The organism is Oscillospiraceae bacterium (assembly GCA_015065085.1).
In the GTDB taxonomy this organism is placed as follows: domain Bacteria; phylum Bacillota; class Clostridia; order Oscillospirales; family SIG627; genus SIG627.
In genome coordinates, this window is sequence record SVQW01000011.1 from 48,760 (window position 1) to 68,725 (window position 19,966).

The window sequence follows — 19,966 nt, forward strand, 5'->3', positions numbered from 1 at the left end:
TCAATACATAAAATTTAATCCAGAGTTACAAATACACCTTCGCCCTGAGCCAGGTCGATGGAGTAAACACCGCGGTTTGCAGTGAGAACGGTAGGCTCTGCATTGCGGTAAACGGTAACCTTTTTAGCCTTGGATTTGAATTTAACAACAGTGTCCTTGGGGGTCTGCCAGTCCACCATATTTACAACGGTAAATGCCTTACCGCGACCCTTTTCCTTTTCAAAGCAGCCTACCAGCAAAGGCTCATCACACTTAATATCGCTTATAACATCAAAATCGGTGTATTCCTTGGTCATTTTGAGGTAGGGGGTGTCATCGGTACAGTTAACGGTGAAAGCACCAAGATTCTTGTACTGAATGTACAAATCGGAAATATTGTGCATTTCCCACATAACGGGCTGAGCTGCATAATATGCATCTGTGGGACGGGTGGTGATGGGGTGTACCAAAGAGGGGAATTCATTCGAGCCGCGGTAGTTCCACAGGGTTATGCAGGTGCATCCGAAGGACAGCATGCAGTAGCACTGCCAGCGGTATTCCGCTTCGGTAGGAGTACGTTTTCCGGGTGTCCAGCCGTAGGTCTGGATACAGCACCAGAATTCCTTGCCGTAGTTGCGTGCGGAGCGTGCAACCTGATTTATCGCTTCGATATAGTCTCTGTAAGTCGTTTTTTCGCCGTACTGACCCCAATTGAGAGGGTAAATGTCGGAGGAAATGTAGAAGGTATCATACTGCTTGCAGTATTCGTCGTTGTAATTCTGGAATATTTCGGGGTCGGAATCATAGTACTCGATAGCCGCCTGACTTGCACCGTATTTGAGCTGAGCGGCGTTGGCGTACTTGGGGAGAAGATTGATATAACCCGTTCTTCCGGTCTGCTCCTGATACTTCTTGGTTATTTGAGCAACCCAGGGGAAGTCCTCGGTGCCGTGCTCATCAATGATGTAGTTACCTGCAAAGGAGGGATGATGAGCATAGGTGGAAACCATTTTTGCAAAATCAAATTTTGCAATTTTTTCTTCGCTCCATTTTTCGCCCTTGCCGCCGTCGCCGATACTGAAATCGTTTACATAAACCTCAACACCCAATTCGTCCGCAATTCTCAGTGTAGTCTCGCGTGTGGCACGATTCATGGTAGCATTGCCGTGGAAAATGGTGTCAACGCCCAGATCAACCATTTCCTTCATGCACTTTTCATTTGCAAAAACTGTATCAAAGTCCCATATACCCACTCTGATACGTTTTCTTGTGATGTACTCATGAGTGTACTTTTTCATGATATTTTCACCTTTCAATATATAAAATTAATCCAGAGTTACAAATACGCCTTCGCCCTGAGCCAGATCGATGGAGTAAACACCGCGGTTTGCAGTGAGAACGGTAGGCTCTGCATTGCGGTAAACGGTAACCTTTTTAGCCTTGGATTTGAATTTAACAACAGTGTCCTTGGGGTTCTGCCAGTCCACCATATTTACGACGGTGAATGCCTTACCGCGACCCTTTTCCTTTTCAAAACAGCCTACCAGCAAAGGCTCATCGCACTTAATATCGCTTATAACATCAAAATCAGTGTATTCCTTGGTCATTTTGAGGTAGGGGGTGTCATCGGTACAGTTAACGGTGAAAGCACCCAGATTCTTGTACTGAATGTACAGGTCGGAAAGATTGCGCATTTCCCACATAACGGGCTGAGCCGCATAATATGCATCTGTGGGACGGGTGGTGATGGGGTGTACCAGACCGGGGCAGCTTTCATTACCGCGGTAGTTGTATAAGCCCAGAGAAGTACATCCGAAGGACAGCATACAGTAGCACTGCCAACGATATTCCGCTTCGGTGGGGGTACGCTTGCCTTCGCAGTATCCGTGTGCCTGAATACAGCACCAGAATTCCTTGCCGTAGTTGCGTGCGGAGCGTGCAACCTGATTTATAGCTTCGATGTAATCTCTGTATGTAACCTTTTCACCGTATTCGCCCCAGTTGAGAGGGTAAATGTCGGAGGAAATGTAGAAGGTGTCATACTGCTTGCAGTATTCGTCGTTGTAATTCTGGAATATTTCGGGGTCGGAATCATAGTACTCGATAGCCGCCTGGTTTGCGCCGTATTTGAGCTGAGCGGCGTTGGCGTACTTGGGGAGAAGATTGATATAACCTGTTCTTCCGGTCTGCTCCTGATATTTCTTTGTGATTTGGGCAACCCAGGGGAAGTCCTCGGTGCCGTGCTCGTCGATGATGTAGTTACCTGCGAAGGAGGGGTGGTGTTCGTAGGTGGAAATCATTTTTTTGAAATCAAAATTTGCTATTTTTTCTTCACTCCACTTTTCACCCTTGCCGCCGTCGCCGATGCTGAAGTCATTGACAAAAACCTCAACACCCAATTCGTCCGCCAGTGAAAGAGTAGTCTCGCGAGTGGCACGGTTCATGGTAGCCTTGCCGTAGAATATGGCGTCTACACCCAAGTCAACCAGCTCCTGCATGCACTTTCTGTTGGCAAAGGCAGTGTCAAAACACCATATGCCGATTCTGATGCGCTTTCTTGTGATGTATTCGTGCGTGAGTTTTTTCATGTTTTTCTCCTTATATAATAAATAATAATGTAAAAATGAAAGAGTTTATTTAATTATACCAAAGTTTATGATAAAGTCAAGTGTTTTTAGGAAAAAAGTCGTATTTTTGAAAGTAAAATCCGATTTCTATTGACATATTGCGAAAATATTGATATAATTAATCATAATACAAAAAAGGAGTTACATTTATGAAAAAAAATTACGTTGCAATAGCATTGACAGTGTTGATGATATTGGGTATATTTGTGTCCTGCACCTCTCCCGAACAAAAAATTGTGGGAACCTGGAAAAGCGATTCCTCAGCGGTTTTGGGTGTAAAGGTGGAATCGGTGTATGTTTTCAATGAGGACGGAACCGGAACTATGTCTGCGCTGCTGGGTGTAGAAGTGCCCATCAAGTATTCCTTTTCGGACGATAAGCTTGTTGTTACCACCGTTATTCTCGGAAATGACGCCGCAACCACTGAATACGATTACAAATTCAGCGGAAACAACCTTGTTCTGAGCATAGGCGGGGAGAGTGTAACCTACACAAGAGCCGCATAACAATTATTTAACAGAAAGTACATAGTTTACCGTTGCAATTGGCGGTTGGGTTGTGATAAAATACCATTGTACCGAGAGGTATACCGAAATTTAATATTTTTGGGGTGCTACGGCTGAGATGACGTTTCGTCAAACCCTTGACTGCATGAAAATGCGGTCATACCTGATCCGGATAATGCCGGCGTAGGAAAATAGTTAGACTGTGAGCACCGTGTATTTTCACGGTGCTTTTTTGCACCCGTAAGGAGTTTTTATGAAAAAAAGCACTGTTCACATTATCACCGAAAGCGGTATATGTATCGCTCTTGCCACAATACTGTCCATGATTATGATATACCACCTGCCGTACGGCGGTTCTATCACGGCAGTAAGTATGTTACCCATATGTCTGTTCAGCTACCGTAACGGTATTCGCGCCGGTTTGGCGTGCGGTTTTGTACATGGACTTTTGCAGATGTTTCTTGGTATTACTCAGGGCGTTTTTAAAGGTGCTGACCTGTTTACCACCTTTGGAATGGTTGTACTGGATTATCTGTTGGCATTCGGAGTACTGGGATTTGCCTGTTTGTTCAGAGGTAAAATCAAAAGCCATTGTGTTGCATTTTCGCTGGGATGCATGATAGTGGGATTCGCCAGATATGTATGCCACATTCTTTCGGGCTACATATTCTTTAAATCCTATGCCGAATGGTTTTTCTCTCAGGAGGGCTTTACACTGGGTGAAAAAATATTGGCGGGCTTCGGGGGAGAGCCGCTGTACTGGATATATACATTGATATACAACGGAAGCTTTATGATACCCGAAATTATATTAACCACTCTTGCGGGACTGGTAGTAGCAAGATATCCAAAAATAATTTGCAGTACAAAATAATTTATTAATTTTAGAAAAAACTATTGACAAAAAGCAAAAATAGTAGTATAATAAAGAGCGTTGTAAGTGTTTATGCTTCCGACGCTCAATTTTTTCGACGTATACGGAGAGATGTCCGAGCGGTTTAAGGAGCTGGTCTTGAAAACCAGTGACTCTTTCGGGAGCCGTGAGTTCGAATCTCACTCTCTCCGTTTTCCCCCGCATTTCAAATTAATATTAAGCTTAATAAGCTTCACCTGGAGAAGTACTCAAGTGGTGAAGAGGCGCCCCTGCTAAGGGTGTAGGTCGGGTAACCGGCGCGAGAGTTCAAATCTCTCCTTCTCCGTGTAAAACAACAAGCACACCGAAAGGTGTGCTTGTTGTTTTAAATATAGAAAGATTTGAACCGAGCGCCGGTTCCGGCAAGAGAGGGAGCGTTGAGAGCGCCGCCGGTGGCGGAGGAAGCGAACAAAAGCGAGTGACGATTCAGGGAGAACTGCGAGCGAGTACCGCCGAGAGAGCAGAGCGACCATGAATCGGATGTGGTCGGAGACCAAATCTCTCCTTCTCCGTGTAAAACAACAAGCACACCGAATGTATTGTGTTCTAAAGGATAGTTAAATAAGAAAAAACCTCTGAAAACGGCATGAAAAGCCGAATTCAGAGGTTTTATTTATCCGGTGATATGTTGTCTTGCGACAACGCGATATATTTGCTTACGCAAATGCGATATATTCGGTTTAAAAAACCGAATGCGATATAATATAAATTCTCGTCACGAAGTGACATATCGCGCCGCTTGCGGCATATCGAGTGCGAAGCACATATATCAAATTCCGCAGGAATTTATATCGCTGCGCAGTGTCCCCCCCGGACACTGCGCTAAAGGTGTGCTTGTTGTTTTATATATAGAAAGATTTGAACCGAGCGCCGGTTGTTTTTGGTGATAAACTTTAAAAACACTTCCCGTTTTTGCAGTCCTCTGTGTTTCCGCATATGAAGCACAACTCGTTTGGGCACTGTTCATTTTTGAACCAGTCCGTGATGTTGTTGACGGTAGTCATGGCAATATTGGACAGAGCCTCCTGCGTAAGAAACGCCTGGTGTGAGGTGACAATTACGTTTGGCATGGAAATAAGCCGTGCCAAAGTGTCATCCTGCAATATATGTCCGGAGAAATCTTCAAAGAAGAAATCGGATTCTTCCTCGTATACATCAAGGCATGCCGCGCCTACCTTGCGTGCTTTAATAGCGTCGACCAGCGCCTCCGCATTCACCAGCGCACCGCGCGAGGTATTGAGTATAACAACACCGTTTTTGCATCGGTTAAGGGTGTCTTGATTTATTATGTGATATGTTTCCTCCGTGAGAGGACAATGGAGCGAAATAATATCGCTTTGATTAAATAACTCGTCGGTGGTTACGTATTTTACACCATCTCTGTTTTCAAGCTCTTTTGCGGGAAATTTGTCGTATGCCAGAACGTTCATGCCAAATCCGCGGCAGATGTCTATAAAAACGCGTCCTATACGCCCTGTGCCGATAACGCCTACCGTTTTTCCGTGCAGGTCAAAGCCTGTCATACCCGCAAGGCTGAAATTAAAATCCTTTGTGCGTATATACGCCTTGTGTATACGACGTACGCAGGTCAGAAGCAATGCCATGGTATGCTCCGCCACTGCGTAAGGCGAGTATCCCGGCACACGCAGCACATGTACACGTCCGTAGGCATGCTTCATGTCTACATTGTTGAAGCCCGCGCATCTCAGTGCCACAACCTTTATGCCCATTTCATAAAGTCTGTCTATAACCTTGTCATTTACAGTGTCGTTGACGAATACACAAACTCCGTCAAATCCGTTTGCCAGACCTACTGTATCAATATTAAGCTTTGTTTCAAAGTATTTGAATTCTATTCCGCTTTTGGTGCCGTATTCATCAAATGCCGGTTTGTCATACGGCTTTGCATCAAAAAAAGCTATTTTCATGTTAGCATCTCCTTTTTTGATATTATACGCAGAATTGAATATATTTTCCGTGATGTTGTCACAAAAAAACCTGCTATGCAGCTGCATAGCAGGTTATCGGTTTAATTAAAGAATTTTGAACTGAATCATCTCATTTGTGGTGAAATCATAAAGTGCGAGACGCGCCCCGTCTATATGAGTGGGATAGAGGTACTTGCCGCTCGCAGGATGGTAAATACGGAAGCGGTTCTGAACGATGCGCTCCATCTTCCACTCCTGACATTCGCAGTCACATTCGGGTGCCATTATTACCTCGCCGTTTTTGACTGTCAGGTATTTGCCGTTACAGGACAGCTTGTGCTTTCCGTTCTTCTCGGTGATTGTTACATAGTAAGCCGAAACGTCGTCTGTTTTGTTGCGGTATACGGTTATCGGCTCGTCTGTATCCATCTGCGCAACAACAAAAGGACCATGCTGAGAGTTGTAGAGTATGACAGGCTTTGTAATATCGGTATCCCAGTATTTCTTTGTGGGCATCCATACTGTCATGATAGAATCCTCATCCCAGGTCTTACCTGCGGAGGCAAAGTCGATTACAGTAATTTCACCATCGGAGGTGGGCACGGAATATTCAACCAAAGTATCGAATTTTGCGGTCTTTTTGGGAGTCAGCTCAACGTATCCGTCCTTGCCGTAAAGAATGTCAACCGGCTTTTCGAGGTCCTCGCCCAGACGCTTGTCACGCGCCATAACGATAGGTCCGCGGCGCAGTGCAACATGATACCTGGAGTTCTTATCAGCATCTATTTCAAAGGGCTTGATAACCTGAGCACGCATATCAAGAGTGAGCAGAATTTCGTATTTTCCGCTTACGCCTTCAATAATTGCATATTCACCGCTTTCGGTGCAAATCACTTTGCCGTTTGCAGTAAGAGAGGTTTTTTCGTCTGTGCTCCATTCGGGTATTCTGATGTACATTTTGAAGCTTTCGGTTGCAGGTGCATCGACGGTTATCTTAATTTCGCCCTCAACGGGGTATTTTGTATCTACTGTAATACCAACAGGTGCGCCCGAGGGTGCATAAGCCTTTATTGTGCCGGGAATGTACATATTCATTACAATACCGTCGCGAGCCAGCATACAGCTTACCATAGGTATAAGACCCATACCTGCCGCACCGATTGCGGCACAGCATCCGTAACGGTAGCCGTCATCGGTGATAGTCTGCTCACCGCCGATTTTGCGTCCGCGCGCTGCAAGAAGCAGGGGAGCATAACTGTCAAAGGGCAGACCGTTGTTTTCGGTGATTTTTTCGCTGTTTATCGCACCGATGAGCGCATTGTAGATGGCAGTTTCGATGGTGCCGGCCAGCCATGCCTCGCCTGTAAGACGCATTACCTGACTGCAGAATTTCATCCAGGTAACCGTTACGCAGGTCTCCTGCATAATGGTGGTCCACTCGGTTGTGGTCTGACGGGAACGTGAAAAGTCAAACAGCTCGTGAGTACATCCTGAGCAACCGATAATGGTAACGTCGCTTTCCATAACACGCTTTGCGAAGTTTACGGCGGCAATTTTGTATTTTTCGTTTTTGGTTATACGATAGTATTCCATGAGACCTTCAAAGCAAGACATCATCTCATAGCCCTTTACAACGGGGTACTGGTAGGGGAACAGCTTGCCCTCGTAAGCCAGCTCAAACAGATTGAAGCCGCTTGCACCGCCTGTACCTACAATGTAGGTGGCAAAGTCAAAATATCTCTGCTCGCCCGTCATGGTGTAAAGACGTACGATGGGCTCGAGGATAGAAACGGAATTAAGACCCTGCCAGTTGTTTGTTGCGACGGTGATGTCGGTTTTGCCCTCGGCGGGGTCGCCGATTTTGGTCATTATATAGTCTGTCTGACGGCACATGGAGTCTATAACGCGCTTTTCAAGGTCCTTGTCCTTGCAGACCTCAAGGAAGTACTGCAGACCGAGAAGTACATACTTTCTGCCCCACAGATCCCAGCCGTGGAATTCCTGCTCGAGGCTGTAAGTGGTGATACGTCCAAGCTCGTCCTGGGTTGTGAGAAGGTCTTCAACCGTTTCGGTCATCAGCTTGTAAAGCTCGGGGTTTTGGGTGTACTGATATACAAAGGATGCTCCGCGCATCATTTTACCCCAGTATTCGATACGCCATGCGTGATATACATCGTCCTTTGTTGTGCGGAAAAGCGCAACAAATGTTTTCCAGAGTTCGGGGTTCATTATCTGGTAGTCTTCAATAAATCTTATCCAGTGGTCAAGATGGCCCTTGTAGTCAAAAGAGCCCTGGGGAAGATAAAAGAACTGGTCCATATCCACCGAGTTTTTGTTTACGCCGCGGCAGATATTTTTAATTGCGGTGTTTTCCATGATAGCCTCTCCGTTTATATAATTTTGTTTATAATAATTCTACAACATGCATGACGGAATGTCAAGACTTGAAGCAGTGCTTAAAAAGCGATTTTGGTATCGGAAATTATTTTTCTGCACCATCGCCCTTTTCACGTATGATTATCTTTATGGGTGTGCCCTTGAAGCCGAAGGTCTCACGCAGGCAGTTTTCGATATATCTGCGGTATGAAAAATGGAAAAGCTCGATGCTGTTGCAGAAAATAACGAATGTGGGCGGTTTTACGCCAATTTGTGTCATATAGTATATTTTCAGACGCTTTCCCTTGTCTGACGGCGGTTGAACGCGTGTAGTGGCGTCGTCCAGTACGTCATTGAGCATACCTGTTGTAACACGCATGGAAGCCTGCATATTGACGTAATTTATGTGCTCAAACAGCTTTTCAACACGCTGACCTGTTTTTGCCGAAACAAACATGAGGGGGGCGTAGGTCATGTATGAAAGTTTATCGTAAGCATCCTTTGTATATTCGGCGGTGGTTTTGTTGTCTTTTTCAATGGTATCCCACTTGTTGACTACAAGTATTGATGCTTTTCCCGCTTCATGTGCAATGCCTGCAATGCGTTCATCCTGTGCGGTGACTTTTTCGTTGGCATCAATCATAATGAGGCATACATCTGCGCGCTCTACCGCCATATTGGCACGCAGAACACTGTATTTTTCAACCGCATCCTCAATTTTGCTGTTACGGCGTATTCCTGCGGTATCAATAAAGGTGTATTTTCCGTATTCGTTGTCCACCTTTGCATCTACTGCATCGCGGGTAGTGCCTGCCATGTCGGACACTATAAGACGCTCCTCGCCGAGAATGTGGTTAATTATGGAGCTTTTACCCGAATTTGGCTTTCCGATTACCGCAACCTTTATGCGGTCATCGTCCTCCTCGTTGTCTTGAGCGGGCGGAAGATAGGAAAGCACCTCGTCCAGTATGTCTCCGCTTCCCGTTCCGTGAACGGAGGAGAGAGCTATGGGGTCTTTGTCAAAACCAAGCTCGTAAAACTCGTAGTATTCGGGGGGGAGAGCACCAACCGTATCAATCTTGTTTACAGCCAGTACAACAGGCTTACGCGATTTCTTGAGCATGTGCGCAATATCGCGGTCATCAGCTGTAAGACCGGTTGTTACATCTACCATAAACACGATAACATCGGCGGTTTCAATGGCTATCTGAGCCTGGGTTACAATGTGCTTTAAGATAATATCATCGGTTTTCGGCTCGATACCGCCGGTATCGATAATGGTAAGCGATCTTCCGCACCATTCCGTTTCATAATATATTCTGTCGCGGGTAACACCGGGGGTATCCTCAACAATAGAGATACGTGTTCCGGCAAGCTTGTTGAAAAACGTGCTTTTTCCCACGTTGGGTCTGCCTACTATGGCAACTATGGGTTTAGACATACTTTAATCAGTCCTTTCGTATGTATTCAGACTGCCGTCAGTTTATTCTTCCAGCATGGCACGCAAAAATTCCGCACCGTCATTGGAAAGCGGGATTACCTTTACATTAAGCTCAGCTTCAAGCTCACCCAGGGTCATGCTGTCAAGGAACATGTCGCCCTCACTGCGCAGGGAGCTTTGGGGAATATAAAGAGCTTCACCGAGATTTTTACCTTTCAGCGTTCTTATGTAGTCGTAGCCCGTTATGAGCCCCGACACTGTAACATTGCTGCCGAAAAAGGTGTTTTCCACTTTGTATACATTTATGTTTGTATTATAACATTTCTGTTTTATTTTTTCAATAAGTCCGCAGATAAAATCGTAAGCCGCTTCGCCCGTTGCAACCGAAATATTGCGTTTTGTGTCAAAAAGTCCGCTTTCGTATTCGCATATATCCTCGAATTCCATGTCAAATTCCGTCTGCATGGAGCGTATAAGTCCCACGCCGTTTTCCAGCTGGGGATAGTCGTCATATTCCTCTTCCGGCGGTATGGGAAGCCCTGCTTTTATATAGAATTCGTCGCCTGCGTAGAACAGACGGCAACCCGTTTCGCTGCGGCACTTGTCGGCAAAGGCTTCTATCTGTTTTATGACCTCAAGCGCCTCTGTGCGTGTAAAAGGCTCCAGAGGACAAAGACCCTCGCGGTGGTCGGTAAGCCCTACGGGCACTACGGAAACCCCGCTCAAGGCAGGGTACAGGCCGTATAATTCCTTCATGGAGCGGCTGAGCTCCTCTTTGTCATTATATCCCTTGCACAGAACTATCTGACAGTTCAGGGAAATGTTATGATTGGCAAGAGTGGTAAGCTGGTCCATTATCTTCGCGGCGTTTTTGTTGCCCAGCATTTTTACGCGCAGTTCGGGATTTGTAGTGTGAACCGATACATTTACAGGGCTTATGTGCATTTCCAGAATTCTTGAAATATCCCTTTCGGAAACGTTTGTCAGCGTGACATAATTTCCCTGGAGAAATGACAACCGTGTGTCATCGTCCTTGAAGTAAAGTGTGTCGCGCATACCGCGGGGGAGCTGGTCAATAAAGCAGAAAATGCAACGATTGGCGCAGGAGCGCTTTTTGTCCATGAGAAATGTGGAAAATTCCATTCCGGTGTCTGCATCCTCGCTCTTTTTAAGCTTCACACTGAAGCCCTCGCCGTCTCTTTCCATAAGGGCGACAGGGTCCTTTTCACGGGTGTAAAAGCCGTAATCCAGAACGTCATTTATCGGGTGTCCGTTTATGCTTATCAGCTTATCTCCTGCTTGTATTCCGCATTTTTCGGCAGGCGAGCGGGGCTTTACAAAGGCTACTGTAACCACTTTAAACAATCCTTTTTAATGATAATAAAGAAAAAAGGATATATCAAACCCCGACGTTATGTCAGAGGGCTTCTGACCCAACGCCGAGAACTTGAAATATCCCAAAGCTGCAATTTGTCAAAATTACGCTTCTTTCTTGATGATCTCTTTGCCGTCGTAGTAACCGCATTCGCTGCAAACCTTGTGAGGAGCGGTCAATGCGCCGCACTTGGAGCATTTTGACAGAGCGGGAGCGTTGAGCTTCCATACGCTGGAGCGTCTTTTCATTTTACGGGAATGAGATACTTTTCTCTTTGGTACTGCCATCTTGTATGACCTCCTTGAAAAGGATAAAAATTTTAATCTTTGAAAAAGTCGGCGAGAGCCTGAAGACGTATGTCACCCTGCTTTTTGCAGGAACATTCGGCGACATTCAAATCGGCACCGCACATAGGACAAAGTCCCTTACAGTTTTCGGAGCATAATTCGCGCAAAGGCTGGTTCAAAATAAAGTTTTCTTCGCAGATTGCGTGAAGATCTATTCTTCCGTTCTGCGGTATGAGGTATTCGTCGGCATCGCTGTTTTCGTTTTCCAGAACAGTTGTTACAGGAAACATAAGCTCGAGATGCATTTTGCGGTCAAGAGGCTTCAAGCAGCGCGAGCATGCCGCGGTATAGGAATACTCAACAGTACAGGTGAACTCAATATAACTCGCCATATTCACAACTTTTCCGCTCATGGTTGCCGGGCGGACGAAGCTTGCAAGCTGTGGATCAAGCTCAATTTGCGTGTCAAAATTAATCTGACGTACCTCGGAATTGAGCAGGGGGTTAATATCAAGTATGTTATTGTTATCGACCATAATCATTTCCTTTGCACATAAAGTCGCAAGTTGTATTATACACCAAAACGGAATTTTTGTCAAGATGGTTTTACACTTTTTTAACATTTTCACAAAAATCGTTAAAGTGACTAAAAAAATACACTGCGACGGTCTTATTTTTACTGTTTTTACGTTTTGGACGGGCGGTTTTAAAAATTAATAAAAAGTGCTATATTTATTATTAAAATTATTATATAATAACATGTACCAAAATCTAAATCACGAAAGCGAGCATACAAATGTCAGAAAATAAAAACACATGTCCCATGGTGTCCGAGCGCCGCGGTAAAGTGGGCGGTCAGGCAGTAATCGAGGGACTCATGATGCGCGGCAAAACGGTTCATTCCACTGCGCTGCGTACTGCCGACGGAAATATTATACGCGATACACAGCCCAATAAATCCGTAAAGGATAAGGTAAAATTTCTCAAGCTCCCCATACTCAGAGGAATTGTGAGCTTTATAGAGTCCCTCATTCTCAGCATGGCAATCCTCACCTATTCCGCCGAAGCACTGGGCATCGAAGCAGAGGAGGAAAGCAAGTTTGATAAATGGCTGACCGAAAAGCTGGGCGATAAGCTTATGCCTGTTATAACTACCATCGGAATGGTTCTGGGCGTAGGTCTTGCACTGGTGCTGTTCATGTGGCTGCCTGCGGCAATTTCCAAGCTTATCGGCGGTATTCTTCCCGATATGGGTGTTGCGGTAATGAATGTTGTACGCAGTGTCATTGAGGGCTGTATAAAAATCGGTCTTTTTGTGCTGTATGTGTGGGCGGTGTCCTTCATGCCCGATATACGCCGTACCTTCCAGTACCACGGTGCAGAGCACAAAACCATTTTCTGCTATGAAAACGGACTTGACCTTACGGTTGAAAACATCAAGGTGCAAAAAAGACAGCATCCCAGATGCGGTACAAGCTTCATGATAGTGATGATGATTGTCAGCATAATAGTTTCGTCTTTCATAAGCTGGGATAATATCCTTATGCGTACTTTCACAAAAATACTCACATTGCCTCTTGTAATCGGAATAGGGTACGAGTTCCTTATGTATGCAGGCAAGCATGACAACGTAATCATCCGCATACTTTCCGCGCCCGGTCTGTGGCTTCAGAATATAACCACCATTGAGCCGGAGGACGATCAGATAGAAGTCGCCATTGTGGCACTTAAATCTGCACTTCCCGACGAGTTCCCCGAGGAAAGTGTTTTTGAAAATATCACTCTGCCTGCCGCGGCAGATACGGAAACTGACGGACAATGACGGCAAAACAGCTTTATGACAGCGTAAAAGAGCTGTATTCAAGCTGCCCTGAGGCAGAGGGATGGTTTGATTTAAAAAGTCTCATGGGCGAGATGTGGCTCAAGTACGGCAGGCAACCGCTCAGCCATGTTTTTGAGCCGGATCTGAAGGTTGATTTTGCAGATGAGTTTCTGTCGGATGTAAAAAAGGCACTGACAGGCTATCCGCTTCAGTATATCACAGGCAAGGCACCCTTCTGGGACAGTGAGTTTTATGTGGGCGAGGGTGTGCTTATTCCACGAAGCGACACCGAGAGAACGGTGGAGCTTGCGTTGGAGCGTATTCCTCACGGCGGTATCGTGTACGATTTGTGCTGTGGAAGCGGATGCATCGGCATTTCCGTTGTGAGAAGCCGTAAGGATATAAAAGCCTGCTATTGCTTTGATATTTCGGATACCGCGTTGGAATACACCCGCAAAAATGCCGGGCTGAACGGTGTTGCGGACAGGATACACGTTATAAAGTACGATGTAATGAGCGATGATTTCCCCCATGATATACCCCGTCCGGATGTTGTTGTTTCCAATCCGCCGTATATACGGGATGACGAAATGGACACATTACCGAAAAACGTAAAATATGAGCCGGAAATCGCACTTGCCGGAGGTAAGGACGGTTTTGATTTTTATCGCAGGATAATAAACAATTTTTCTCCCATGCTTAATGACGGCGGACATCTTTTGTTTGAAATTGCCCATGAGCAGTGGGAAATACTTTCTCCATTATTTATCTCGGCGGGATTTTCCCCCGAGGCTTTCCGCGATTATCACGGAAGCATACGCACAATATGCGGAAAAATTGAAAAAAAGTATTGATTTTTACTAAAATTCATGATATAATGAATGCATAATACAAAAATACTGCGTTGTTTTGCGCCGTCAGAAGGACGGTGCAGGGCAGATAAGGAGCAAAAAATGCGAGAAAAAACCACCAAAAAAATCGAAAAGACCGACGTAATAAGCTCACAAGACAAGAAAAAAGCAATTGCCGATGCCATGAGCATGATAGATAAAAAGTACGGCAAGGGCACTATAATGAAGCTGGGCGAGAATGTTGATATGAATGTGGAAGCAGTTTCCACCGGCTCGCTCACATTGGATATGGCACTGGGAATAGGCGGTGTGCCCCGCGGCAGAATAGTTGAAATATACGGTCCCGAATCTTCCGGTAAGACCACTGTTGCGCTTCATGTTGTGGCAGAGGTGCAGAAGCAGGGCGGCGAGGCGGCATTTATTGATGCAGAGCATGCTCTTGACCCTGTGTATGCAAGAGCGCTGGGTGTTGACGTTGACAATCTTCTGGTTTCTCAGCCGGATGACGGTGAGCAGGCGCTGGATATATTGGATGCGCTGGTACGCTCCAACGGTATGGATGTTATAGTTGTGGACTCTGTTGCGGCACTGACCCCCCGTTCCGAAATTGAGGGTGACATGGGTGCTTCCTCGGTGGGTGTACAGGCGAGACTTATGTCTCAGGCACTCCGTAAGCTGTCGGGTATAATTAACCAGTCCCGCTGTGTTGTTATCTTCATCAACCAGCTCCGCCAGAAGATAGGTGTTGTATACGGAAACCCCGAAACCACCACAGGCGGTCTGGCACTTAAATTCTATGCTTCCGTCCGTATTGATGTACGCAAGGGTCAGCAGATAAAGGAAAAGACCAACATCATCGGTAACCACATCAAGTGTAAGGTTGTAAAGAATAAGGTTGCGCCTCCCTTCAAGGTTGCGGAATTTGACATTATGTACGGTAAGGGAATTTCCCGTGAGGGCGAAATCGTTGATATCGGCGTAAATCTGGGCTTTATCGAAAAGAGCGGCTCATGGTTCTCCTATGAGGGTAACCGTATAGGTCAGGGAAAGGAAAACGTATGTAAGTTCCTTACCGAAAACCCCGAAATACGCGAGGAAATAGCTTCCAGAATAATGCAGAACGCCGAGCAGGTGTCCGAGAGCCTTTCCTTTAATACAAAGGATTCGGGCGACTCAGAGGATGCGGACCTTGACTCCTTTGACTTCGGCGAGGGCGAAGAGTGAAAATAACCGCGCTTTCCTACGATTCGCGTACCGATTGCATGAGGCTTTCCACCGACGGCGAAAGGGATATAATCCTGAGCATGAAGGATTATTCTGTGCGTAAAAGTCTGTACATTCAGGGCGCACAGCTTGAGGGCGAGCTTCTTGAAATGACACTGTGCCTTGAAGAAAAGGCGCTGGCGCGTATAAAGGCACTTAAAACCCTTTCCTATTCCGCCAAAACCTCCAAGGCGCTTATCCGCGTTTTGACTCAGGCGGGATTTACGCCCGAAACGGCAAAGGAAACGGTAATGACACTCAAAAAGGACGGCTATATCGACGAAAAGGATTTTTGCCGCCGATGTACCGAAATATACATAAAAAAGGGCTACGGCCCCTCACGCATACGCGCCGAGCTTTACAAAAAGGGCTTTACACAGCGTATGGTTGATTACACACTGGAAAATGACGACACGGATTTTACCGCTCTTTTGCGCAGCCAGATGCTTAAAAAAAGCGGAAAAACCGATTACGGCAGTGTTTGCCGATACTTTTATTCCCGCGGCTACGACAGCGCCATGATAAGCGATGTTTACCACGAGATATTTGACTAGCAGTTGAGAGGATTATATTTTATGGCTATCAAAGTAGCGTTTGTATCATTGGGATGTCCCAAAAATCAGATTGACACCGAAATAATGCTTGCCAAGCTTCTTGACGAGGGATTTGAATTTGTGGAGGAGGATATTGAGGCGGATGTGGTGGTTATAAACACCTGCGCCTTTATTCAGGAAGCAAAAGAGGAAGCCATCGAGAATATTCTTGATGTGGCATGGCTTAAAAAGAACCGTCAGCTTAAGGGAATTGTAGTTACCGGATGTTTCGCTCAGAGGTATCCTGAGGATATCGTTAAAGATCTGCCCGAGGTGGATGCCGTTGTGGGTGTAGGTGACCTTGACAGGATATGCGATGCAGTGCGTGCGGCATATGAAAAAGGAAGCGAAAAATTTGTTTCCGTTTCCGCTCCCGAGAGTCAGAAGCTTGGGGGAGACAGAGTAATAACCACTCCCGAATATACCGCATATCTGAAAATAGCCGAGGGCTGTGACAACCGCTGCTCTTATTGTGCCATACCCGATATACGCGGCGCTTTCAGAAGCCGTCCCATGGAAGATATAATTGATGAAGCAAAAACGCTTTATTCACTGGGCGTAAAAGAGCTTTGCATTGTGGCGCAGGACACAACGCGTTACGGACTTGACCTGTATGGAAAATATGCGCTTGCCGAGCTTGTCGAAAAGCTTTGCACCTCGGAGGAATTCAGCTTTAAGTGGATACGTCTTATGTATTGTTACCCCGATAAAATAACCGACGAGCTGGTTGAGGTTATGGCAAAGTACGATTGTGTCGTAAAATACATAGACCTGCCCATACAGCACATAGACGACAAAATCCTTTCGGGCATGAACCGCCACGGCACGAGCGATGACATAAAGGCGGCAATAAAGAAGCTGCGTGATAAAATGCCCGATATAACCATACGTACCACTGTTATTGTAGGTTTCCCCGGCGAAAACGGCACACAGTTTGAAAACCTTGCGGACTTTGTAAAAGAGGCAAGATTTGAACGCCTGGGTGTTTTCCCTTACTCGCGTGAGGAGGGCACTGTCGCATACAGCATGAAAAATCAGGTTTCAAAAGCCAAAAAGCAGGAGCGTCAGGAAATAATCAGCGAAATACAGTACCAGATTAATTATGAGCACCAGCAAAACAAGGTTGGCAGTGTTATCGAAGTACTGTGTGAGCAGTTTGATGCCGTTGCGGAGTGCTATTGCGGACGCAGTGCGGCAGATGCACCCGAGGTAGACACAAAGGTATTTTTCAGTGCTTCGCGTAAGGTGGAGCCGGGTGAATTTGTAAAAGTGAAAATCGAAGAGGTTATGGAATATGACCTTCTGGGAAGCATGGAGGATTAATTTATGAAGCTTAATTTACCGAATAAACTTACTGTTCTGCGCATAATAATGATACCGCTGTTTATGATATTCGTGCTTTATCCCGTAGGCGGCGAAGCGGTTGCACGTATAGTTGCGGCAGTGCTTTTTGCACTTACGGCACTTACCGATTTACTGGACGGAAAAATTGCCCGTAAGTACGGACTTGTTACCAACTTCGGAAAATTCATGGATCCGCTGGCAGACAAAATGATGGTTTTCGCAGCGCTTCTTTCTATCTGTACTTCGGGTATGTATTTGCACATTAAAGCCGTTTTTGTGTGGGTGAGTGCAGTTATCATTTTCCGCGAACTGGCAGTTACCTCCATACGCCTTGTTGCGGCAGGCTCGTCGGATAAGGCGGTTATCTCCGCAAGCTGGCTGGGCAAGGTGAAAACCACCGTTCAGTGCATTGCGATAGTGGTAATAATACTTGAGCCTTTGGTAAATATCTTTTTGCCCTCCTACAATCTGTACATACTGAGCTGGCTTGGTGTAGCTCTTATGACATTATTTACTGTATGGTCGGGTGTTGATTATATTAAAACTTATTGGAAGTATATTAATCCGAACGTTTAGTTTGGGCAGGAGTTTTATGTTTGATAACTTACGCTATGATATAAAGGTAATCAAGGAGCGTGACCCTGCGGCAAAAAGCTCTCTTGAAATATTTTTCCTGTATTCGGGACTTAAGGCTGTGCGGCAGTACCGCATTGCACACTGGTTCTACAAGCACAATATGATGTTTATTGCACGCTGGATTTCTCAGCGCGCAAGGCATAAAACGGGTGTGGAGATACACCCCGGTGCGACCATAGGAAAAGGTCTTTTCATTGACCACGGCATGGGCGTCGTTATAGGCGAAACTGCCGAAATTGGCGACAACTGCACCATTTATCAGGGTGTAACACTTGGCGGTACGGGTAAGGATACCGGTAAACGACATCCTACACTGGGTAATAATGTAATGGTAGGCTCGGGTGCAAAGGTGCTGGGTCCCTTTAAGGTAGGGGACAATGCCAAAATCGCCGCGGGCGCCGTGGTGCTCAGCGAGGTACCGCCGGATTGTACCGCAGTGGGCGTTCCGGCACGTATCATAAAACGCGGAGGAGTCAAGGTGGATCTTGACCAGGTACACATTCCCGACCCCGTTTCCCAGGAGCTGTGTAAGCTTACGCACAGACTGGAAATACTGGAGGAAAAGCTCCGTAAATACGAACAAAACGAAAATAATTAATGCGAGGTAAAGCTATGCAGTTATATAATTCCCTTACTAACAAAATGGAAGACCTTAACCCAAAGGACAGCACTGTGCGTATGTACGCCTGCGGTCCTACGGTTTATAACTATTTCCATATAGGAAACGCAAGATGCTTTGTGCTTTTCGATCTTCTCAGACGTTATCTGGAATACCGCGGAAATAAGGTTACTTTTGTTCAGAATTTCACCGATATTGATGATAAAATGATAAAAAGAGCCGCCGAGGAAAATACCACAGTTCCCGAGATAGCCGAAAAATATATTGCCGAATACTTTAAGGATGCGCAGGCGCTGGGCATTAATCCCGCCACCTTCCATCCCCGTGCAACCGAGAATATAGAGGAGATAATCGAAATAATCTCTGCTCTTATCGATAAAGGCTTTGCATATGTACGCGACGGCGACGTTTATTTTGCCGCACGTAAGTTCAAGGAGTACGGCAAGCTTTCGGGTATTGACGTTGATGATCTTGAGTCGGGCGCACGTATCAGTGTGGGCGACATCAAGGACGACCCGCTGGACTTTGCTCTGTGGAAAGCATATAAGGAAGGCGAGCCTTACTGGGAAACTCCCTGGGGAAAGGGCAGACCGGGCTGGCATATCGAATGCTCTGCTATGGTAAATAAATATCTCGGTAAGACCATTGACATCCACTGCGGCGGTCAGGACCTCACCTTTCCTCATCACGAAAACGAAATTGCTCAGTCCGAGGCGGCGTTCGGCGTGCCCTTCTCACGCTTCTGGATTCACAATGGTTATATAAATGTATGTGATGAAAAGAACGAAGTAAAGAAAATGTCCAAATCTGCGGGCAACTTCTTCACAGTGCGCGATGCGGGCGAAAAGTTCGGCTATGATGCAATACGCTTCTTCATTCTTTCGGCTCATTACAGAAGCCCCGTTACTTTCTCTGTGGACGTTCTGGAAAATGCAAAGAACGCACTGGAGCGTTTGTACAACTGCCAGGCTAACATAAGATACATGCTGTCCGTTGCAAAAGACGGCGGTATGACCGATGACGAAAAGGCATTTGAAAAGCGTCTGGGTGAGCTCGAAGCCAAGTTCTGTGAAGAAATGGACGACGATTTTAACACTGCAAACGGTATTGCAGTCATATTCGATGCGGTAAAGGAAATAAACATCTTCCTCTCCGAGCCCAAATCCAAGGAAATCACTCAGCTTATCAGCAATTTCTATGAAAGACTTGTTGGTCTTATGGGCTTTATGAAGAAAGAGGATGCCGACGGTATCAGCGAGGCGGATATCGAGGCTCTTATTGCCGAGCGCGCCGATGCTAAGAAACAGAAGAACTATGCCCGTGCGGATGAAATCAGAAATCAGCTTGCGGATCAGGGCGTAATTCTTGAAGATACTCCGCAGGGAGTAAAATGGAAAAGGAAATAA

General features: G+C 45.9%; 18 protein-coding genes, 2 tRNA genes and 1 riboswitch. Of the genes, 12 read left to right on the forward strand and 8 right to left on the reverse strand.

From position 1 onward, the window contains the following. Nucleotides 1-14: 14 nt before the first annotated feature. Nucleotides 15-1,277 (reverse strand): hypothetical protein, encoded by a 1,263-nt coding sequence (locus E7588_07980; GenBank protein ID MBE6689194.1) that lies wholly within the window; start codon nt 1,275-1,277, stop codon nt 15-17. Nucleotides 1,278-1,304: 27 nt separating this feature from the next. Continuing rightward, nucleotides 1,305-2,567: a hypothetical protein gene (locus tag E7588_07985; protein ID MBE6689195.1), complete on the reverse strand. Its 1,263-nt coding sequence runs from the start codon at nt 2,565-2,567 to the stop codon at nt 1,305-1,307. Between the two features lie 188 nt (nt 2,568-2,755). On the opposite strand from E7588_07985, the gene E7588_07990 reads away from it, so the two are divergent. From E7588_07990 to E7588_08005, 4 genes are all read left to right on the forward strand, one after another. After that, complete coding sequence (locus E7588_07990; protein MBE6689196.1) at nt 2,756-3,112, forward strand: hypothetical protein; 357 nt, start codon at nt 2,756-2,758, stop codon at nt 3,110-3,112. 90 nt (nt 3,113-3,202) lie between these two features. Continuing rightward, a riboswitch (TPP riboswitch) is annotated at nt 3,203-3,319 on the forward strand. Nucleotides 3,320-3,365: 46 nt separating this feature from the next. Beyond that, nucleotides 3,366-3,986 carry a hypothetical protein gene (locus E7588_07995; GenBank protein ID MBE6689197.1) on the forward strand — a complete coding sequence of 207 codons (621 nt, stop codon included), beginning with the start codon at nt 3,366-3,368 and terminating at the stop codon, nt 3,984-3,986. A gap of 105 nt (nt 3,987-4,091) precedes the next feature. Beyond that, nucleotides 4,092-4,177: transfer RNA gene (locus E7588_08000), tRNA-Ser, on the forward strand. 47 nt (nt 4,178-4,224) lie between these two features. Next, a tRNA-Ser gene (locus E7588_08005) sits at nt 4,225-4,311 on the forward strand. Nucleotides 4,312-4,918: 607 nt separating this feature from the next. Here the strand turns inward: E7588_08005 and E7588_08010 are convergent. The 6 genes from E7588_08010 to E7588_08035 form a co-directional block, all read right to left on the reverse strand. Next, nucleotides 4,919-5,953: a 2-hydroxyacid dehydrogenase gene (locus tag E7588_08010; protein MBE6689198.1), complete on the reverse strand. Its 1,035-nt coding sequence runs from the start codon at nt 5,951-5,953 to the stop codon at nt 4,919-4,921. 105 nt (nt 5,954-6,058) lie between these two features. Continuing rightward, nucleotides 6,059-8,329: a hypothetical protein gene (locus tag E7588_08015; GenBank protein MBE6689199.1), complete on the reverse strand. Its 2,271-nt coding sequence runs from the start codon at nt 8,327-8,329 to the stop codon at nt 6,059-6,061. A gap of 106 nt (nt 8,330-8,435) precedes the next feature. Further along, entirely contained in the window at nt 8,436-9,770 is a 1,335-nt protein-coding gene (locus tag E7588_08020) for a ribosome biogenesis GTPase Der (GenBank protein MBE6689200.1), read from the reverse strand. 42 nt (nt 9,771-9,812) lie between these two features. Further along, on the reverse strand, nt 9,813-11,135 hold the full coding sequence (locus E7588_08025) for a DUF512 domain-containing protein (protein MBE6689201.1): 1,323 nt from the start codon (nt 11,133-11,135) through the stop codon (nt 9,813-9,815). Nucleotides 11,136-11,249: 114 nt separating this feature from the next. Further along, nucleotides 11,250-11,432: a 50S ribosomal protein L32 gene (locus tag E7588_08030; GenBank protein MBE6689202.1), complete on the reverse strand. Its 183-nt coding sequence runs from the start codon at nt 11,430-11,432 to the stop codon at nt 11,250-11,252. 32 nt (nt 11,433-11,464) lie between these two features. Beyond that, nucleotides 11,465-12,055: a DUF177 domain-containing protein gene (locus E7588_08035; protein ID MBE6689203.1), complete on the reverse strand. Its 591-nt coding sequence runs from the start codon at nt 12,053-12,055 to the stop codon at nt 11,465-11,467. A gap of 200 nt (nt 12,056-12,255) precedes the next feature. Here E7588_08035 and E7588_08040 point away from each other — a divergent pair, with 200 nt between their 5' ends. The 8 genes from E7588_08040 (at nt 12,256) to E7588_08075 (ending at nt 19,966) form a co-directional block, all read left to right on the forward strand. Beyond that, complete coding sequence (locus tag E7588_08040; protein MBE6689204.1) at nt 12,256-13,254, forward strand: DUF1385 domain-containing protein; 999 nt, start codon at nt 12,256-12,258, stop codon at nt 13,252-13,254. Continuing rightward, nucleotides 13,251-14,108 carry a peptide chain release factor N(5)-glutamine methyltransferase gene (gene prmC / locus E7588_08045; protein ID MBE6689205.1) on the forward strand — a complete coding sequence of 286 codons (858 nt, stop codon included), beginning with the start codon at nt 13,251-13,253 and terminating at the stop codon, nt 14,106-14,108. The genes E7588_08040 and prmC overlap by 4 nt, the downstream gene beginning before the upstream one ends. A 99-nt stretch (nt 14,109-14,207) precedes the next feature. Further along, nucleotides 14,208-15,329, forward strand: coding sequence for a recombinase RecA (recA, locus tag E7588_08050; protein ID MBE6689206.1), 1,122 nt, complete (start codon nt 14,208-14,210; stop codon nt 15,327-15,329). Next, nucleotides 15,326-15,922: a regulatory protein RecX gene (locus E7588_08055; protein ID MBE6689207.1), complete on the forward strand. Its 597-nt coding sequence runs from the start codon at nt 15,326-15,328 to the stop codon at nt 15,920-15,922. Before recA ends, E7588_08055 begins: the two co-directional genes overlap by 4 nt. A 21-nt stretch (nt 15,923-15,943) precedes the next feature. Next, nucleotides 15,944-17,284, forward strand: a complete 1,341-nt coding sequence (gene rimO / locus E7588_08060; GenBank protein MBE6689208.1) for a 30S ribosomal protein S12 methylthiotransferase RimO — start codon at nt 15,944-15,946, stop codon at nt 17,282-17,284. Nucleotides 17,285-17,287: 3 nt separating this feature from the next. Continuing rightward, a complete protein-coding gene (gene pgsA, locus E7588_08065; GenBank protein MBE6689209.1) occupies nt 17,288-17,881 on the forward strand; it encodes a CDP-diacylglycerol--glycerol-3-phosphate 3-phosphatidyltransferase in 594 nt (197 codons plus the stop codon). A 16-nt stretch (nt 17,882-17,897) separates the two neighbouring features. Next, on the forward strand, nt 17,898-18,539 hold the full coding sequence (gene cysE, locus E7588_08070; protein MBE6689210.1) for a serine O-acetyltransferase: 642 nt from the start codon (nt 17,898-17,900) through the stop codon (nt 18,537-18,539). A gap of 14 nt (nt 18,540-18,553) precedes the next feature. Then, nucleotides 18,554-19,966: a cysteine--tRNA ligase gene (locus tag E7588_08075; protein MBE6689211.1), complete on the forward strand. Its 1,413-nt coding sequence runs from the start codon at nt 18,554-18,556 to the stop codon at nt 19,964-19,966.

Bases quoted from the DNA above. Each gene is read 5' to 3' on its own strand.
- E7588_07980 (MBE6689194.1), bottom strand. From the start codon at position 1,277: ATGAAAAAGTACACTCATGAGTACATCACAAGAAAACGTATCAGAGTG.
- E7588_07985 (MBE6689195.1), bottom strand. From the start codon at position 2,567: ATGAAAAAACTCACGCACGAATACATCACAAGAAAGCGCATCAGAATC.
- E7588_07990 (MBE6689196.1), top strand. From the start codon at position 2,756: ATGAAAAAAAATTACGTTGCAATAGCATTGACAGTGTTGATGATATTG.
- E7588_07995 (MBE6689197.1), top strand. From the start codon at position 3,366: ATGAAAAAAAGCACTGTTCACATTATCACCGAAAGCGGTATATGTATC.
- E7588_08010 (MBE6689198.1), bottom strand. From the start codon at position 5,953: ATGAAAATAGCTTTTTTTGATGCAAAGCCGTATGACAAACCGGCATTT.
- E7588_08015 (MBE6689199.1), bottom strand. From the start codon at position 8,329: ATGGAAAACACCGCAATTAAAAATATCTGCCGCGGCGTAAACAAAAAC.
- E7588_08020 (MBE6689200.1), bottom strand. From the start codon at position 9,770: ATGTCTAAACCCATAGTTGCCATAGTAGGCAGACCCAACGTGGGAAAA.
- E7588_08030 (MBE6689202.1), bottom strand. From the start codon at position 11,432: ATGGCAGTACCAAAGAGAAAAGTATCTCATTCCCGTAAAATGAAAAGA.
- E7588_08035 (MBE6689203.1), bottom strand. From the start codon at position 12,055: ATGTTAAAAAAGTGTAAAACCATCTTGACAAAAATTCCGTTTTGGTGT.
- E7588_08040 (MBE6689204.1), top strand. From the start codon at position 12,256: ATGGTGTCCGAGCGCCGCGGTAAAGTGGGCGGTCAGGCAGTAATCGAG.
- prmC (MBE6689205.1), top strand. From the start codon at position 13,251: ATGACGGCAAAACAGCTTTATGACAGCGTAAAAGAGCTGTATTCAAGC.
- recA (MBE6689206.1), top strand. From the start codon at position 14,208: ATGCGAGAAAAAACCACCAAAAAAATCGAAAAGACCGACGTAATAAGC.
- rimO (MBE6689208.1), top strand. From the start codon at position 15,944: ATGGCTATCAAAGTAGCGTTTGTATCATTGGGATGTCCCAAAAATCAG.
- pgsA (MBE6689209.1), top strand. From the start codon at position 17,288: ATGAAGCTTAATTTACCGAATAAACTTACTGTTCTGCGCATAATAATG.
- cysE (MBE6689210.1), top strand. From the start codon at position 17,898: ATGTTTGATAACTTACGCTATGATATAAAGGTAATCAAGGAGCGTGAC.
- E7588_08075 (MBE6689211.1), top strand. From the start codon at position 18,554: ATGCAGTTATATAATTCCCTTACTAACAAAATGGAAGACCTTAACCCA.